This window comes from Cupriavidus basilensis (assembly GCF_000832305.1).
GTDB classification, from domain to species: domain Bacteria; phylum Pseudomonadota; class Gammaproteobacteria; order Burkholderiales; family Burkholderiaceae; genus Cupriavidus; species Cupriavidus basilensis_F.
This window is the reverse complement of sequence record NZ_CP010536.1, coordinates 4,200,358-4,216,126: the sequence shown is the minus strand read 5'-3', so window position 1 is coordinate 4,216,126 and position 15,769 is coordinate 4,200,358. Positions and strand designations below refer to the sequence as shown.

Below are 15,769 nucleotides of genomic sequence, written 5' to 3'. Positions count from 1 at the left end.
ATGGCGAGTCTCAGTTCACCGGGCGCACGGCGTCCACCGTGGCGTTGCCGAGATTGACGCCCGGCGGCAGCGGCGTGCCGTTGGCCGCGGGCGCCTGGGCTTGCGGCTGCCTTTGCTGCTGCTGCTGCTGCTGCTGCTGCTGCGATTGCGGCAGCGTCTGCTCCAGCGGCAGCGGACCCGGCACCGGCCCGCGCGAGCGCGGGTCGACGAACGGTGCCATGGGCGCGTCCGCCGGCGGCAGGATCGGCGTATTGCCGTCGCGCACCATGATATTGGGCGAGGCGAAGCCCTGCTGCAGGCCGCGCATATAGTCGTAGCGGTCCTGCGTCAGGCGATCGGTGGCGCCGGCGGTGCGCATCACGTACGGGCGCAGGAACACCAGCAGGTTGGTCTTGCCGCGGTTCTTGTTTTCGTAGCGGAACAGCCCGCCGATCCATGGCAGGTCGCCCAGCCCCGGCACCTTCTGCACGCCGTCGCCGTAAGTGTCCTCGATCAGGCCGCCCAGCACGATGATCTGGCCGTCGTCCACCAGCACGTTGGTCTCGATCGAGCGCACATTGGTGGTCGGGCCCTGGGTCAGGGCAGCAGTGCCCTGCACCACGGATGACGATTCCTGGTAGATCTGCATCTTCACCAGGCCGCCATCGGTGATCTGCGGCTTGACCCGCAGCGTGATGCCGACGTCCTTGCGGTCGAAGGTCTGGAATGGCGTGACCGACGCTGAACTGCCGGTCTGCGCGTAGGAGCCGGTGGTGACCGGGATATTCTGCCCGATCAGGATCTTGGCTTCCTCGTTCTCCAGCGTGATCAGGTTGGGCGTGGACAGCAGGTTGACGCTGCCGTCGGCGCCCAGCGCGTGCAGCAGCGCGCCCAGGCCCATCGCCCGGTTGACGATGCCCAGGTTCAGGCCGGCCAGGTCGGGCACCAGGCCCGAGACGGACGGAATGGCGGCGGAGCCGTTCGCGTTGATCGCGGCGGCAGCGCCCGTCAGGTTGATGATGTTCTGTCCGCCCGTACCGAAGTTGGTACCGGCAAAGACGTTGGTGTTGCTGTTGCGCGAGTTGAGCAGGCCCTGCCACTGGATGCCCAGCTGGCCGGTCTGGGTGGAAGAGACTTCCACGATCATCGACTCGATATAGACCTGCGCGCGGCGGGCGTCCAGATCTTCGATCACCGCGCGCAGGTTGCGGTAGACCGGCTCGCTGGCCGTGATGATCAGCGAGTTGGTGGCCGGGTCGGCCTGGATGATGCCGCCGGTGGTCGGCAACGTGTTGGTGGCGAACGAGTTCGCGAAGGCCGAGCTGCCGCCACCGGATCCCGAGCCGCTGCGCGAGCTGCCGGTGCTGCCACCCGTGTATTGGCCGGTATTGGGCGTCGAGGTGTTGAGCAGGCCTGTGCCGCCGGCCACGCCTGCCGCACCGGTTGCGCCTTGCGTGCCGGACTGGCTGGTGTTGAAGGAGCTGTCGGCCGCGACGATGGCGCGCAGCGTCTGCGCCAGCTTGGTGGCTTCCGCGTTCTTCAGGGGCACCACCCAGATATTGCCGGGGCGCGCATAGGGCTGGTCGAGCTTCTCGATCAACTGGCGCGCTTGCTGCAGCCGTGCCCGGCTGGAGGCACGGATCATCAGCGAATTGCTGCGCGGCTCCGCCACCACCGAGGTGCGCAGGCTGGCGTCGGCGCCTGCCACCGCCCCGCCAGCAGCGCCGGCGGAACCCGGGTCCAGCAGTTTTTGCAGCACCAGCGCGGTATCGCTGGCGATGGCATTCTTGAGCGGCACGAGCTCGACCTCGCCCGAGGCCGGCGCGTCGATGGCAGCGATGATGCGGCCCAGGCGCTGCAGATTCTCGGCATAGTCGGTAATGACCAGCGTGTTGTTGGCCGGGTAGGCGGTGATGGTGTTGTTCGGCGCGATCATCGGGCGCAGCACCGGCACCAGGTTGTTGGCCGACTCATAGTTGAGGCGGAACACCTGGGTCACCACCTGGTCGCCGCGAGACCTGCCGCCGCCGACCACGATAGGCGAGCCCTGCAGCTTGGCGTCGGCTTCCGGCACTACCTTGGTGAAGCCGTTGCTCTCGACCATCGCATAGCCTTGCATGCGCAGCACCGAGCCCAGCGTTTCCAGCGCCTGCGAGCGCGACACCGGCTGCTCGGTCACCAGGTTCACCGAGCCTTTCACGCGCGGGTCGATGACGAAGTTCTTGCCGGTCGCCTGCCCCACCGCCTTCACCACCGATTCCAGGTCGGCATTGACGAAGTTGAGCACGACCTGGTCGCGGTTGCGCGGGGTCAGATCGGGCGGCTGGCCTGGCTGGGCCGCCGGCTGGCTCGGTTGCTGGGCCCACAGCGGCGCGGGTGCCAGCAGGGAGAGGCCGCATAGCAGCGCGGTGGCGCGGGCGCAGCGGGTCTTGAGCGAAGGTCGAAGGGCTTGGGTTTTCATATTCGGTTCCGGGCTGCGGGCATCGGCGCGAAGGTTTCGCGCCGATGCCGGGGTCAGAAGCGCAGCCGTGTCACATTGTCCTCACGTCGTCCCAGCAGGCTTAACAGGCCCACCAATTGCGTGGCGGCGTCGGGGTCGGCATCGGCCGTGCCCTCGAAGCGCGCCTGGCGGCCCAGGGTGCCGCTGCCCTGCAGGTGCAGTGGCCCGGCGAGGGTAGTCAGTTGCAGCTTGCCGTCGGCGCCCGACCAGTCGATCTCGGCGCGGTAGCTGCCAAGCGGGCGCACCCGGCTGACGGCCGATGATACTTGGTCAAGGCGTACGGTCAGGTGGCCGGCCATGCCACCCGCGCCACCTGCGCTGCCCGGCTCGCCGGCACGGGCAAAGAACCGGCCTTGCAGGCCGGACCAGTCAATGCGCATCAGCCCGTCGGGGCGCAGGGTATTGAATGGGGCGCCGATGCCTTCGAGCAGCGCCGCCGGCATGCGAATGGCGCCAGCCTGGGCGGTCCAGCCCAGCGGGGTCACCGCCACGGCGACCGGGCCGCTCATGGCCTCGGTATGGCTGACCACCATGCGCAGCGTGCCGGTCAGCAACGGCCAGAAGGCCACTGACCATTGCAGCCGCCCGGGCAGCACCGTGGCGGTCTCGCTGCCAGCGCCGGCCGACAGGGCCAGGGTGGCGCTGCCGTTCCACAGCGAGCCATCGGCATCGGCCAGCAGCACGCGGCGCTGGCTCTGGCTGGCGACGGCCTCGGCGATCCATGCCGCGGGAAATGCCGCCAGCACGGTCAGCGCGACGGTGACGCAGCCAAGCGCCAGCCAGCCCGCGCGTTGCCAGCCACGGGGGCTGGCAACGCGGCGGCGGGCGAGCCTCAGGGCCTCCAGGCGCGCCATCAGCCGCGCCCGCCCGGATTTGCCGCGGGGCCTTGCAGGGTGGCGGTGACGTTCACCAAGGCGGTGGCGCCCACGTAGACGATGCGGGTATCGATCACCTTGAGGCGCTGTTGCTGGCGCACGTCCTGCAGCCAGCTCGCCACGGAGCCGAAGGGCACCTTGTCGAGCTGCACCTGCACGCTGTTGTCGCCGGTGCCATTGAGGCGGGTGGCCTTGAGGCCGTGCTGGGCAAGGCTCTCCTGCAAGGCCTGGTTGAGCGCCTCGCCGCGCAGCGACGGGGCCGGGCTGGCTGCCAGGCCGCGCGCTTCCTGCGCCAGCGTTTCCATCTCCGCCGAGTCGCTGCGCAGTTGCGGCAGGCTGCGCAGCAGCTTGTCGCGGCCATCGGCGGCAGGTTCCCAGAGGACGGTGTAGCCGATCACCAGCGCCAGCACGGCGCTGCCGCCGGCCAGGATGGCTTGCTCACGCGGGTTGCGCGCCGACCAGAAGGTGTCGAATTGTTCCTGCCAGCGCTGCGGCACGCGCGGGCGCAGGCGCGCCAGCCGGTCCGCGGCGCGCGCGCGGCCAGCCGGGCTGCGCTGGGTGGCGCGGGGGCCGGGCTTGGATGCGGTGTCTTTCATCGGGTTCACTTGGCGCTCCGCGCTCACAGGCTGGGCTTGATCGACCAGCGCGTGCCGGCCGGTGCGTTGGCGCGCGCGGCGTCGGGCGGGCTATTGTCGGCTTCCATGGCCAGCCCGGACTGGCGCGCCGCGCTGCGCAGCGCATTGGTGTCGGTGCCAGGCTTGAGCGTGGCGAACAAGGTGTGCCCGCGGTATTCGAGCGCCAGCAGCGCGTCCGGCGCAAGCTGGCGTGCTGCCTGGCCGAAGCGGTCGGCCAGCGGCAGGAAATCGTCGGGCGTGCTGCGCCCGCTCGCCAGGCGCAGTTGCTCCACCTGGCGGCGCATCTGCAGCGGCGGATCGATGACCACGGGGATCTGCGCAAAGGCGCTGCGCAATGTCTGTTCCTGGCCGGCCGCGAGGCGCTGCGCCTCCTGGCGCAGCAGCAGCCAATGCACGTTCATGCCGATCAACTGGACCAGCACCAGGCCGGCAGCCAGCGCCAGCGGCAGGCGCCAGGCCTTGAGGTTCCAGCGGTCGGCACGGCCCTGGGCGAATTCGAACTGGGCCAGGTCGAGCGCGGGCTCGCGCAGGCTGGCCTGCGCCCCTTCGATCCATACCCGCCAGTCCAGCGGCTGCGCGCCCGGCGGCGCCACCTGCGCCAAGGCGTCCTTTGACGCGTACCAGTCACCAGCGGGGGCGAGTCCCTGCCAGGCGGCGAGCGCTTCGGAGCCCAGCAGCAGGCCATAGCCGGCGTACTCACTGCTGCGCACGGTCAGTTGCCAGTAGCGCAAAAGCTCGGCTGGCGCGGGCACGCCCTGCGTTTCAAACAACGGCGACGCGCTGGTCAGCGAGGCGGCTTCGAGCGCCAGCGTGGCGGGGGTCGCGCTGGCCGTGCTGGGGTGCCCGACGGAATCCGCGCCGGGCTCGGCGGGCTGCGCCACGGGCTGCCGGGGCAGGCACAACTGCGCCGGCAACACGTGGCGGCGGCGGTGGCGATGGTCGGCAAAGGCGTCCAGCACGGCGCGCAGCCAGGCGCGGTCCGTCACCATCAGCAAGCGCCGGCGCGAGCCGCTGGCCGCCTTGCTCTTGCCCTGCAGCGCATCGAGGGCCGGGCCCACGGCGATATGGCAAGGCTGGGCGTCGGTGGCCAGCACCTCCTCGACCAGGTTCGGCAGCGCCAGCTTGAGCCGCGCCGGCGCGAGCGGCGGCACCGTGGCTTCGGTAAGCAGCACATCGCTGGCCGCCATGATCAGGACCAGGCGTTCGGCGGGGGGTAGTTCGGCGACGGCGGCGTGGCCTTCGCGCAACAGCTGCCCTGCCGCCTGGGGGCCTTGCCGGTGGCTACGGTCGGCGATGGCCGTGCGGACCAGGGCAAACGGCAAGGCACCGAAGTGCCAGGGTTGCGGCTGGTCGTGCGGCCGATGCGGCAGGCGGACGTACAGGGTGGTGCTCAAGATATCCTTGCTACAGCGCCGGTCGTGGCGTCAATGAACGATAGCGGGGGCATGCGGCCCATGCAGCGCACGGCGCTGCTTGCATGGCTGATGCCGGCTGCGATACTGCCGGCGGCACAGGACACAGCGGGCGCCAGGAGCCGTGGACTACCGCTTCCGCCGGGCCGGAGCATACCTTGCCTGTGTGACGAATTGGCGTCAATACGTATCTGTCTGATGCTGCTGGCCAAGTGCCCGGGAAGGGCACCGGCAGGCGTTTCGCGGGGCGCCTGGGAGGCCCGGGCCTGCCCCTTGTGGCCACCTACGGTAACCCTTTTCGCCCCGCGCGATCCGACAGCATGATCCCAAAATCCGCCAGCCACGACGGCCACACGGACGAGGGGTTGCGCGCATCAGCGCTGCTCCGGCATCCGGTCGATATCGCGCACCCACACCACCCGGGTGGTGTTGGCATTGCCCAGCACTTCGCCGCGGTAGACCAGCGAGACCTGCATGCGGCTGGCGCGCTCGTGGCGGATCAGCCCGTAGATCAGGAAATAGTGGGTGCGTACGTCGAGCGTGCCGGTGGCGGTGTTGGGGTCGGCCTGCGGCGCCAGTGTGCGCAATTGCGTTTGCAGGTCGCTAACGTTGTTGAAATAGGCGCGGTCGCGCTGGCGCACCACTTCGCGGGCGCGGTCGAGTGGCAGCTTGTCGATCACGGCGGCCAGCACTTCGGCCTCGGCGGTATTGGCATTGACGAGCGTGCGCTCGGGCAGCACGTCGACGAAGGGCGCCAGCGCGGCCACGATCTCCGGCGTGTAGCCCGCAATGGCGAGCAGGTCGTTGACGTCGTCGGGCGCGCGCAGCCCGCGCTGGCTGTCGCTGCTGCCGCCGGCGGCGCTTACCAGGTAGCGGGCGGTCGGCTCGGCCAGCGAGGCGTTCAGGCCCAGCGTCTGCAGCAGGCGGCGATAGATCGCCAGGCTGGGGGCGTCGATGGTGGCGATCCGGCCTTGGGACTCGCTGGCGGTCCACAGCACGAGGTTGGAGAGGTTGAAGCGGGCCTGGGCGTCGAGGATGCGGCCCGACAGGAAGGAGGTTTCGCCTTCCTGGTCGGTGCGCAGGCCGGCTCCGAGGAAGTCCGACAGGCGGGTCTCGGCGATCGGCACCGCCCAGGGCTCGCCGAGCTGGTCCACGCTGGTGCGGCGCTGGTCGTCACGCAGGATCAGGCGGGCCCAGTCGACAGCCGCGCGCTCGATCCAGCTGGCCTGGGCCAACAGGCGCTGGTTCTCGATGGAGCGGATCTGTACCTGCTGGCGCCAGAGCATGCCGGATACCACCACGACCGCCAGCGTGACCACCAGCAGGGCCGTGACCACGGCGGCGCCGCGCTGGCGGCGGCCGGCCGGCACAAGGGGAGCGATGCGCTTGCTCATAGGCCGGTCATGCAGATTTTCTGGAAGCGCCGCGGCGTGTCGCCGTCGCCCATGCGCGCCGTGAGGTTGAGCTCGATCGCACGCACCGCCGTGGTGGCTACCCCCAGGCTGGCGCTCACGCCCGAGGCGGCCACCGCGCTGGCGCTGGCGTTGCCGCTGAGCAGCGCGGCGGCGATACGGCCGTTCTCGGCCTGCCAGCCACCGGGTTCGACCCAGACGCGCGCCGACAGGCTGTCGGCATCGCCGACCAGCGGCCGCGCCAGGTTGCCGCCGCCGCCCGCCTGGCGCAGCGTGATCATCGCGGCCTGCACGGCGCTGCGGTTGTCCGCCGGCGGGCTGGCCGCGCGCACCACGGTGTTGCCGTTGAGGCGATAGGCGACGACCTGCCACTGGCCGGGGCGACCCTCGTCGCGGCGGTCTCGCACCATCAACAACTGACCGTTGCCGAGCTCTACGGGGCTGCCCTGCAGCAGGGTCGGGCTGCTCAGGTGCTCGCAGTCGGACTGGAACTGTCCGTATAGCAGCTTGAGCGAATTGAGGCGGTTGTCGTGGTCGGTCAGGCGCTCGCGGCCGCGCGTCATCGCGTCCAGGCCGCGCCAGGCGATCACGGCGATCACTGCCAGCAAGGTGATCGCCACCAGCATTTCCAGCAGCGTGAAGCCGCGCATGGCCAAGGCCGGGCGTGGCCGCCCAAGGCACTTAAGGCACTTAAAGCGCTTAACGCGTTTAGAGCAGGTTGCGCGTTTCATTGGGAACGATGGTGACCAGCCAGGCCAGGCGCACGGATTTGTCGGCGCCGGACGGGTAGACCGCGATCTCGACGCGGCGGAAAGAGGGGTTGGGCGTGCCCGAGATGGTTTCTTCGCAGTACAGCTCCACGCCGCCTTGCGGGCAGGCGTACCCGCGCGTGCCGGGCTCGGGCCAGGTCTTGGACAGGCGCAGGGTGGCGAGGTGGTTCTCGGCACTCCACTCGGCCAGCATGCGGGTCTGCAAGGCGGCGCCCGCCTCGATCATCGATCCCATCGCGCGCATGGCGGCGGTCAGCGCCACGGCCAGGATGGTCAGGGCGACCAGCACTTCGATCAGGGTGAAGCCGCGCGCCGGCAAGCGCCGGGAGGTACGCGCGCAGGCGAGGGATTTCGGGCGGCGCGTCATGGCGTGCTGGCAAAGTAGCGGCCGGCGCCGTCGCTGGCCACGTCGACGCGGATGCCGCCGCGCACCAGCACCACATGCTGGGGATCTTCGATCAGCTCGCGCCCGAACACCAGGCGCGCGCCGCCGTTGCCGCGCCCGCCCTCGGTGACGGCCACGCCGTCGAGCTGCAGGCGCCATTTGGTCGGCGCGAACACGTCCCCGGCGAGCGGGGCCCATCCGGCCGGCGTGGCTTGCAGGAAACGCCAGCCGACCGTATCGGCCTCCCAGGCAATCGGCCGGGCGCGCAACTGGGCTTCTTCCTGGGCGAGCTCGAACAACCGCGCAATGCGCTGTCCGTCGTCGAGCACGCGGCCGCGCTCATTGGGCGCGGCATTGACGGCTACCAGCGAGATCACGATGCCGGCGATGACCATCACCACCAGCAGTTCCAGCAAGGTGAAGCCGCGGCTGCGATGGCCGCGAAGTCGCCCTGCCTGTGGCCAGGTGCTCATGGCTGCGCGCCTGGCCCGGATCATGGCAGTGGTTCCTTATTCCCAGTTGCCGATATCGGCGTCGTTGCCGCTGCCGCCAGCCTGGCCGTCGGCGCCGAAGCTGAACACGTCGATCTCGCCGCGCACGCCCGGGTTCAGGTACTGGTACGGATGGCCCCAGGGATCCTTGGGCAGCTTTTCCAGGTAGCCGCCACCCTTCCAGTTATTGGGCACGGGCTCGGTGGTGGGCTTGGCCACCAGTGCCGCGAGGCCTTGCTCGGTGGTGGGATAGCGGCTGTTGTCCAGGCGGTACAGCTTGAGTGCTTGCATGATCGAGGAAATGTCTTGGCGCGCGGCGACGATACGGGCTTCGTCGGGGCGGCTCATGATCTTCGGGACCACCAGCGCGGCCAGCACGCCGAGGATCACGATCACGACCATGATTTCGATCAGGGTAAAGCCGCGGGCACGGCGGCGGCCCAGGCGGGGCGAAGAGTCGGGAAGGGTGGCAACGTTCCTGCGCATCATGGTTAGCCTTATGGAATATCTGGCGGAGCGCCTGCTTATATCCGCGTTGCATCCGCGTGGCGGCGATCCAGTGGTCGAACAGTATAACCGCCACTTCATGACGATTTTGCGAGCGAGTGCTTGCATGTTCACCCGCGGCGCAACGGCGCGGGATGCGCGGAATGCACCGTCTTGCCTTGGCGCGCCGATGCGTTGCGGGCCTGACGGAGGCAGACAGCAGTCATGCGGCTCTGGTAGGCTTGGCGTTTTGATGCCTACCAGCCCACTTCCGTGCAACTCTCCTTGCGGCCCGCCCTTCGCTTCAACCCCTCCAGCCTCTGGCTGCCGAGACTGGCCGCGCTCGTGCTGTTCGTCGCGCTATGCGCCCTGGCTACCCGCTGGGCGCTGACCTTCAGCGCGATGCAGACCATTGCCGTGCCGAACGCGGCCCGCGTGGCGCAGACCGAGGCGGTGGAGACCGGCGCGGCCGGCACGCTGTTTGGCGGCAACGCGCAGTCCGGCGTGCGCGATGTGCAGTTGATCGGGGTGGTAGCCGACATTGGCAGCGGCGCCGGGGCAGCCATTGTCTCGCTGGATGGTGGCCCGGCCAAGGCGGTGCGCGCGGGCACCGCGCTGTCGCCGCAGATCCGGCTGACGGAAGTCCGTGATCGCGGGGTTGTGATCGAGCGCAATGGCGTGCGCCAGGAGATCGCGCTGCCGGTCCCGGCCATCGTCACGCGCGGCCCCGCGGCGGCCACGCAGCCGGCTTTGCCGGCAGGCGCGGCGGCGCCGCTATCCACGCCGATGCCGGTGCCCGCCACGCCCATCCCCGCACCGCCGCCGCAGTCCTTGCCGCAGCAGCAGTCCCAGGGCGGCAACGAACCTATCTCCGCTAAAGACTGATTTGTAACAGCGCTGCGCCAATTTGTTTACGTTACTTTCAGCGGTTTACGCCGGCGGTGCCTAACTGTGAGCCGCGTAACAACGTATTAGGTGGACCAACTTTCCAGCCTGGCGTGCGCTCTAATCCTTACCAGTCCACCGAGACGAAAAAGGAGCAAAGACATGCAAGGCAATCTCAAGGCACGTTCGATCCGGAATTTCATGGCCGCTTCGGCGGTGTTCCTGGCGATGGGTGGCGCAGCTTTCGCCCAGACCACTGCCCCCGCCGCGCCGGGCCCGGGACCCCAGGCGGGTATGCGCCACCATATGGAGCATGGCGGCGGCATGTGGTTCAAATCGATCGATACCGACGGCGATGGCACGATCTCCAAGGCGGAGGCCGACGCGCTCTTCAACAAGATCGACACCAATCACGACGGCAAGCTCGACATGAGCGAACTGGCGGCCTACCACAAGGCGATGATGGAGCAGCGCCGTGCCGAGATGCGGGCCGAGCTCGATGCCCGCTTCAAGGCGGCCGACAAGAATGGCGACGGTGCGCTGACCAAGGCAGAGGTGCAAGCCGGGATGCCTCACCTGGCTAAGCACTTCGACCAGCTCGACACCAACCACGACGGCAAGCTGACGCTGGACGAGATCCACGCTGGCATGCAGAGGATGCACGAGCAGCGCATGCAGCGGATGCCCCGCGGTAGCCAGTCCAACCCGGCAGCGCCGTCGAGCAGCGGTGGCTGATTGAGGCAGGATCCACGGCGCGTCGCGCCGTGGGCAGATGAAAAAAGCGCGACCGTTGCCGGCCGCGCTTTTTTTTTGCTCCGTGGCTGGCGGCTCTTGCCAGTGTTGGCACCATCCTTGCCTTCCGAACGCTCGACCTGCCAGATCAGCGAATAGTCCGCGCCCCTGAAGGCCGGAACGTCCGGGGCGATCCGGCCGCATTTGCCATGGCAGTCTCTGACGCCCCGTTCCTGTGCATGGGCTGTACGCCGCGGCGGCATCTTGCACCCGGAAGGCGATCGCGCAGGGCGAAATGAAGCTGGAGGAGACAGGTCGCCATAAAAAATTGCGTACTTGTGCACGGTTTGCTAAATTTGCGCAAAAAAATTGCCGACAAACATATTGCGGAGCAACAATATCGTGAGCAAGGTGGAGCTGGACAAGATCGACAGGAAGATCCTGGAGGTGCTGCAGACCAACGGGAGGCTGACCAACCTGGAAGTGGCCGAACGCGTGAACCTGTCACCCAGCCCGTGCCTGCGGCGCATCCGCCGGCTGGAGGAGGTTGGCGTGATTCGCCAGTACGCGGCGCTGCTGGAACCCGGCCGGATCGGGCTGGGGCTGTTGGCTTATATCAATGTACGGCTCGAGAAGCACGGGGGCGCGCCCAAGGGCAAGGCGCCGCTGGACTTGTTCCGCGCGGCCATCGAGATCTGGCCGGAAGTGGCCGCCTGCCACGCCATGACCGGGGAGATGGACCTGCTGCTCAAGGTCTACGTGGAAGACATGGAGCATTTCGCACGCTTCATGAAGGACCACTTGCTGGCCCATCCCGCGGTCATCGACGTACGATCGAGCTTCGCTCTCGAATGCATCAAGGACACCACGGCCTTGCCGGTACCAGGGGGCTGAGGGCCTCGCGGTTATCGCCGGCACCAAAGAAAATGGCGCGCCGGGCGGGCGCGCCGTGGGTGCAATGCCGGCAGGCTTCGCTCAGGCGGTGTGCTTTTGCGGCACCATCGAGCGCCAGAAGCGCAGGCCGAAACGGCGCGCATCGCGCAGGTTGCGGCGCAGCATGTAGTCGAGGTCGGCAACCTGCTCGTCGAGCGCCTCGGTCAGGCGGCTGACGGTATCGGCAGGCGGCAGTTCAAGGTAGGCATCGGCCTCGCCGTACGCATACTGCACCTTCATGCCGGCCTTTTTGGCAATGTGCATCATGGCGGCATTGCGCGACAGGCAGTGCATGTACAGGGTGCGCACATTGCTGTTGCGGCCGTGCATGGCCGCACGCTCGAACAGCGAGCTGCCTATGCCGCGGCCACGTGCGCTCTGCGACACGGAGACGCCGAACTCGGCGACGCGGCCTTGCGTGTTGTCGCGCAGGTTGGCAAAGTGGCCCACGCCAATCAGTTCCAGGTGCTCGTCGTACACGCCGAACACGGTGTCGTGGTCGAAATCGATGCTGTCGACGTAGGCTTCGATCACATGATCGCCAACCGACTGGCCAAAACGGAGCAGGCGATCCTCCTCGCCCAGGGCGAGGAAATGCTTCAGCAGGCGCGAGCGATGATGCGCAGCCAACTCGCGCACCAGGGTGGCGGGGCGATGCGAGGCTTGCGTTGCTGCGGCTGCACGGCGGAGATCTTCGTCGGATACGGCCCCGACGGCCTTGCTCAGTTCGAGCGGATTCACTTTGTTTTCCTTGCGACGTAATCAGGTATAAAAATAGCACTCAGCGGGTGTTCGTCCATGCACTTTCGACAAATCGGCCTGAGTACAAGGGCAAACACTATCTTGCTGCAATGCAAAAAGTATTGTAGTGGATTTGTCAGTTCCACGTAAGGTGAGCCTCGCATCAACCTTGTTCGATTTTGTAAATTCCAACTAAATCTATATAAATCAATGGGTTGTTTGGTGCTTTAAGCGCGCTTTCCGCCCGGCGGTGTGGGTTTGCTGCAACGCCGCATATCCGCTTTTCCCGTGCTGGGGCGTGAGATCGGCCCCTGCCTCGGGGTGAAGCAGCCCCGGTTATTCGCAGTTTCAAGTGTTCTAAGCGCATCTTTCTGGCCTCGTGGCGACAGTTGCGCAGCCGATTTTTCAGGATTTTTCGTGGACCCCAAGGCCGAGCCCCCGATTCTCGTTATCTACGCCCACCCCAGGCCGCACCTGTCGCGCGTCAATCGTCCGCTGGCGGCGGCGCTGGAAAGCCTGCCCGGCGTGACCGTGCACGATCTCTACACCAGCTATACCGACTACGACATCGATGTGGTAGCCGAGCAGCGCGCGCTCGCGCGGGCCGGTACGCTGGTGCTGCAGTTCCCGGTGCAGTGGTACAGCATGCCGGCGCTGCTCAAGCTGTGGGTGGATGACGTGCTGGAGAGCGGCTGGGCTTACGGCCCCGGCGGTACGGCGCTGCGCGGCAAGTCCATGCTGGTGGTGGCCAGCACCGGTGGCCACGCCGACTCCTACGGGCCCGACGGCACCCATGGCCACAGCATCGAGGAGTACATGCTGCCGCTGGAGCAGACCGCCGTGCTGTGCGGCATGAGCTGGCTGTCGCCGCTGGTGCTGCACGATGCCAACCAGGCTGATGCCCAGGCGCTTGCCGGCCATATCGGCCGGGTCACCGGTGTGCTGGGCGGCATTGCTGACGGCGCTCGCGGCGTTGTCACCAACGCCGCCGCAAGCTGAGGAGCGCGCCATGGAACAACATGATTTCCTGGTGGCCCTGGTGGTCTTTCTGGTTGCCGCGGTAGTGGCGGTGCCGGTGGCGCGCCGCTTTGGCCTGGGCGCGGTGCTCGGCTACCTGCTGGCCGGCGTGGCGATCGGCCCGTGGGCACTGCGGCTGGTGACCAACGTCGAATCCATCCTGCATTTTTCCGAGTTCGGCGTGGTGCTGATGATGTTCGTGATCGGTCTGGAGCTCGAGCCCAAGAAGCTGTGGGCGCTGCGCCGCGTGATCTTTGGTTATGGCGGCGCCCAGATGGCGGCCTGCGCGCTCCTGCTCGGCGGCGCCGCCGCGCTGGTCGGGGCATCGTGGCAGGTCGCGCTGGTGGCGGGCCTGGGGCTGGCGCTGTCGTCCACCGCGATCGCGCTGGCCACGCTGACCGAACGCAATCTCTTTGGCACGCCGGCGGGTTCCGCCAGCTTTGGCATCCTGCTGTTCCAGGACATTGCCGCGATTCCGATGATCGCGCTGTTGCCGCTGCTGGCTGCCGGTGGCGCCGACGCCGGCGCGTCCGGCGCGGCGGGCTGGCTCGGGGCGGCAAAGGCGGTCGGGGTGATCGGCGCCGTGGTGGTGGGCGGGCGCTATCTGGTCCGCCCCGCGCTGCGCTTTATCGCGCGAACCGACATGCGCGAGATGTTTACTGCCTTCGCACTGCTGCTCGTGGTGGGCATCGCGCTGATGATGGACGCGGTGGGATTGTCGATGGCGCTGGGCACCTTCCTGGCTGGCGTGCTGCTGGCGGACTCGGAGTACCGCCATGCGCTGGAAGCCGACCTTGAGCCCTTCAAGGGCCTGCTGCTGGGCTTGTTCTTCATGGCGGTAGGCATGTCGATCGACTTCGGCGTACTGATGCATGCGCCGGTGCGGGTGGCTGCCCTGGTGATTGGCTTCGTGCTGCTCAAGACGCTGGTGCTGGCCTTGCTGGCGCCGCGCTTTGGCATCGCGCGCGGCCAGTGGCTATTGTTCGCGCTGCTGATTTCACAGGGCGGCGAGTTCGCCTTCGTGGTGTTTGGCGTGGCGGGTGGCGCCGGCTTGCTGCCGGCACGCACCGAGGCGCTGCTGGTGCTGGTGGTGGCGCTGTCGATGGTGGCCACGCCATTGCTCCTGCTGGCCTTCGACCGGCTGGTGGCGCCCCGGCTGGCCCGCCTGGCGCGGCGCCCGGACGACGTGATCGCGCCGCAGGACAACCCCGTGCTGATCGCCGGCTTTGGCCGCTTTGGCCAGATCATCGGCCGCCTGCTCTATGCGCAAGGGATCGGTGTGACCGTGCTGGACCATGATCCCGACCAGATCGAGTTTCTGCGCCAGTACGATTTCAAGGTGTTCTATGGGGACGCCACACGCATGGACCTGCTTGAATCCGCAGGCGCGGAGCGGGCCCGCATCCTGGTGGTGGCGATTGATGGCATGGAGGACAGCCTCGCGCTGATCGACAGCGTGCGAGCGCGTTTCCCACACCTGCAGATCTACGCGCGGGCGCGCCATGTGTCGCACGTCTACCAGCTCAAGGACCGCGGCGTGCATCTGTTCGAGCGCGAAGTGTTCGAGGGCTCGCTGTTGCTGGGCCGTCGCGTGCTGGAGGGGCTGGGCTACGATCCCGTGCAGGCACGCTCGGTCGCGCTGCGCTTTCGCCGGCATAACATCGCGGCGATCGAGCGCTTCTACCCGCACTACACGGACCAGAAGAAGCTGGTCTCGCTGGCGCGCCAGGCGCGCGACGAGCTGGAGGAGATGTTCCGCCAGGACCGCGATCAGCGCCGCCAGCGGGAAGAGGAAGACTGGTCCTGAGGTGCCGCGCCGGCGCTGCAATGGCGCCGGCATTGCCTATGAATATGTGTTACTCGACACCGCGCAGCCGCGCCGCGGGTTCTGCGCGGGCGCCAGGCAGCCCGCCCGCCAGCAGGTCGATCACCATCTCGGCGAACTCCGCGTACGACAGCTTGCCGCCCGGCTTGAGCCAGGTGAAGGTCCAGTTGATCATGCCGAACACCGTCATCGTCAGCGCGGCCTGGTTGTCGCGGGTGACGCGCTCGGGATAGGCCCGGCGCAACTGGCGGGAGAAGGCGGCTACCACATCGCGCTCGCGCTTGAGGATCTGGTCGCGCTGCTCCTCGGCGAGGAACTTGACGTCGTTGATCAGGGCGACATGCCGGGTCTGCGAGGTCTCGTACTCGGCCAGGAAGGCCCGGATCAGGTTGGAGAAGCTATCCAGCTCGCTGCGTCCCTGGCGTTCCGCTTCCGCCTCGACCTCGGTCACGATCAGCATCAGCCGGCGCGTATAGCGGTCGAGCAGGTCGAACAGGATCGCCTCCTTGCTCTCGTAATAGTGGTACAGCCGGGCCTTGGAGGTGCCGCAGGCGGCAGCCAGGTCGGCCATCGAGGTGCTGGGGTAGCTGCTGGCGGCAAAGGCGGCGGCAGCCAGGTCCAGGATCTGCTCGCGCTGCGCCTCGAAATCGGGTGCCTTGGTACGGGCCATGGAGACCTTCTCTTTTTTCTT

16 protein-coding genes are annotated in these 15,769 nt (G+C 67.8%); 5 read left to right on the top strand and 11 right to left on the bottom strand.

Translation table 11 applies throughout. The features are described 5' to 3' along the window. Positions 1 to 10: 10 nt before the first annotated feature. From gspD to gspG, 9 genes are all read right to left on the bottom strand, one after another. Entirely contained in the window at positions 11 to 2,440 is a 2,430-nt protein-coding gene (gene gspD / locus RR42_RS19520; RefSeq protein WP_043350434.1) for a type II secretion system secretin GspD, read from the bottom strand. A 53-nt stretch (positions 2,441 to 2,493) separates the two neighbouring features. Continuing rightward, positions 2,494 to 3,333 carry a type II secretion system protein N gene (gspN, locus tag RR42_RS19515; RefSeq protein ID WP_043350430.1) on the bottom strand — a complete coding sequence of 280 codons (840 nt, stop codon included), beginning with the start codon at positions 3,331 to 3,333 and terminating at the stop codon, positions 2,494 to 2,496. Beyond that, positions 3,333 to 3,950 (bottom strand): type II secretion system protein M, encoded by a 618-nt coding sequence (locus RR42_RS19510; protein WP_052494708.1) that lies wholly within the window; start codon positions 3,948 to 3,950, stop codon positions 3,333 to 3,335. Before RR42_RS19510 ends, gspN begins: the two co-directional genes overlap by 1 nt. A 23-nt stretch (positions 3,951 to 3,973) precedes the next feature. Then, positions 3,974 to 5,383, bottom strand: a complete 1,410-nt coding sequence (gspL, locus tag RR42_RS19505) for a type II secretion system protein GspL (protein ID WP_043350426.1) — start codon at positions 5,381 to 5,383, stop codon at positions 3,974 to 3,976. A 392-nt stretch (positions 5,384 to 5,775) separates the two neighbouring features. Then, positions 5,776 to 6,795 carry a type II secretion system minor pseudopilin GspK gene (gene gspK / locus RR42_RS19500; protein ID WP_052494707.1) on the bottom strand — a complete coding sequence of 340 codons (1,020 nt, stop codon included), beginning with the start codon at positions 6,793 to 6,795 and terminating at the stop codon, positions 5,776 to 5,778. After that, positions 6,792 to 7,463, bottom strand: coding sequence for a PulJ/GspJ family protein (locus RR42_RS19495; protein ID WP_043350423.1), 672 nt, complete (start codon positions 7,461 to 7,463; stop codon positions 6,792 to 6,794). Before RR42_RS19495 ends, gspK begins: the two co-directional genes overlap by 4 nt. Before the next feature lie 58 nt (positions 7,464 to 7,521). Next, positions 7,522 to 7,950 (bottom strand): type II secretion system minor pseudopilin GspI, encoded by a 429-nt coding sequence (gene gspI / locus RR42_RS19490; protein ID WP_052494706.1) that lies wholly within the window; start codon positions 7,948 to 7,950, stop codon positions 7,522 to 7,524. Further along, entirely contained in the window at positions 7,947 to 8,441 is a 495-nt protein-coding gene (locus tag RR42_RS19485) for a GspH/FimT family pseudopilin (protein WP_043352408.1), read from the bottom strand. The genes gspI and RR42_RS19485 overlap by 4 nt, the downstream gene beginning before the upstream one ends. A gap of 36 nt (positions 8,442 to 8,477) precedes the next feature. Then, positions 8,478 to 8,945 carry a type II secretion system major pseudopilin GspG gene (gspG, locus tag RR42_RS19480; RefSeq protein ID WP_043352406.1) on the bottom strand — a complete coding sequence of 156 codons (468 nt, stop codon included), beginning with the start codon at positions 8,943 to 8,945 and terminating at the stop codon, positions 8,478 to 8,480. 273 nt (positions 8,946 to 9,218) lie between these two features. Here gspG and RR42_RS19475 point away from each other — a divergent pair, with 273 nt between their 5' ends. From RR42_RS19475 to RR42_RS19465, 3 genes are all read left to right on the top strand, one after another. Further along, positions 9,219 to 9,830, top strand: coding sequence for a type II secretion system protein N (locus RR42_RS19475; protein ID WP_236701937.1), 612 nt, complete (start codon positions 9,219 to 9,221; stop codon positions 9,828 to 9,830). Between the two features lie 162 nt (positions 9,831 to 9,992). Next, complete coding sequence (locus tag RR42_RS19470) at positions 9,993 to 10,565, top strand: EF-hand domain-containing protein (protein WP_043350419.1); 573 nt, start codon at positions 9,993 to 9,995, stop codon at positions 10,563 to 10,565. 399 nt (positions 10,566 to 10,964) lie between these two features. After that, positions 10,965 to 11,456, top strand: a complete 492-nt coding sequence (locus tag RR42_RS19465; RefSeq protein WP_043352404.1) for an Lrp/AsnC family transcriptional regulator — start codon at positions 10,965 to 10,967, stop codon at positions 11,454 to 11,456. Between the two features lie 81 nt (positions 11,457 to 11,537). On the opposite strand, the gene RR42_RS19460 is transcribed toward RR42_RS19465, so the two are convergent. Continuing rightward, the gene (locus RR42_RS19460) at positions 11,538 to 12,236 is read right to left on the bottom strand and encodes a GNAT family N-acetyltransferase (protein ID WP_043350415.1); all 699 of its coding nucleotides are present in this window, start codon (positions 12,234 to 12,236) and stop codon (positions 11,538 to 11,540) included. Between the two features lie 417 nt (positions 12,237 to 12,653). On the opposite strand from RR42_RS19460, the gene RR42_RS19455 reads away from it, so the two are divergent. Together RR42_RS19455 and kefC are read left to right on the top strand one after the other, a co-directional pair. Beyond that, entirely contained in the window at positions 12,654 to 13,235 is a 582-nt protein-coding gene (locus RR42_RS19455; RefSeq protein WP_043350409.1) for an NAD(P)H-dependent oxidoreductase, read from the top strand. Between the two features lie 10 nt (positions 13,236 to 13,245). Next, on the top strand, positions 13,246 to 15,060 hold the full coding sequence (kefC, locus tag RR42_RS19450; RefSeq protein WP_043350408.1) for a glutathione-regulated potassium-efflux system protein KefC: 1,815 nt from the start codon (positions 13,246 to 13,248) through the stop codon (positions 15,058 to 15,060). Between the two features lie 49 nt (positions 15,061 to 15,109). Here kefC and RR42_RS19445 read toward each other — a convergent pair whose 3' ends face one another. Next, the gene (locus tag RR42_RS19445) at positions 15,110 to 15,748 is read right to left on the bottom strand and encodes a TetR/AcrR family transcriptional regulator (protein ID WP_043350405.1); all 639 of its coding nucleotides are present in this window, start codon (positions 15,746 to 15,748) and stop codon (positions 15,110 to 15,112) included. Between the last annotated feature and the right edge of the window lie 21 nt (positions 15,749 to 15,769).

What these genes read in the sequence shown, in the direction of transcription:
- RR42_RS19470 (WP_043350419.1), top strand. Translation starts at nt 9,993, where the DNA reads ATGCAAGGCAATCTCAAGGCACGTTCGATCCGGAATTTCATGGCCGCT.
- RR42_RS19445 (WP_043350405.1), bottom strand. Translation starts at nt 15,748, where the DNA reads ATGGCCCGTACCAAGGCACCCGATTTCGAGGCGCAGCGCGAGCAGATC.
- gspI (WP_052494706.1), bottom strand. Translation starts at nt 7,950, where the DNA reads ATGACGCGCCGCCCGAAATCCCTCGCCTGCGCGCGTACCTCCCGGCGC.
- gspN (WP_043350430.1), bottom strand. Translation starts at nt 3,333, where the DNA reads ATGGCGCGCCTGGAGGCCCTGAGGCTCGCCCGCCGCCGCGTTGCCAGC.
- RR42_RS19510 (WP_052494708.1), bottom strand. Translation starts at nt 3,950, where the DNA reads ATGAAAGACACCGCATCCAAGCCCGGCCCCCGCGCCACCCAGCGCAGC.
- gspD (WP_043350434.1), bottom strand. Translation starts at nt 2,440, where the DNA reads ATGAAAACCCAAGCCCTTCGACCTTCGCTCAAGACCCGCTGCGCCCGC.
- RR42_RS19485 (WP_043352408.1), bottom strand. Translation starts at nt 8,441, where the DNA reads ATGAGCACCTGGCCACAGGCAGGGCGACTTCGCGGCCATCGCAGCCGC.
- gspG (WP_043352406.1), bottom strand. Translation starts at nt 8,945, where the DNA reads ATGCGCAGGAACGTTGCCACCCTTCCCGACTCTTCGCCCCGCCTGGGC.
- gspK (WP_052494707.1), bottom strand. Translation starts at nt 6,795, where the DNA reads ATGAGCAAGCGCATCGCTCCCCTTGTGCCGGCCGGCCGCCGCCAGCGC.
- RR42_RS19495 (WP_043350423.1), bottom strand. Translation starts at nt 7,463, where the DNA reads ATGCGCGGCTTCACGCTGCTGGAAATGCTGGTGGCGATCACCTTGCTG.
- kefC (WP_043350408.1), top strand. Translation starts at nt 13,246, where the DNA reads ATGGAACAACATGATTTCCTGGTGGCCCTGGTGGTCTTTCTGGTTGCC.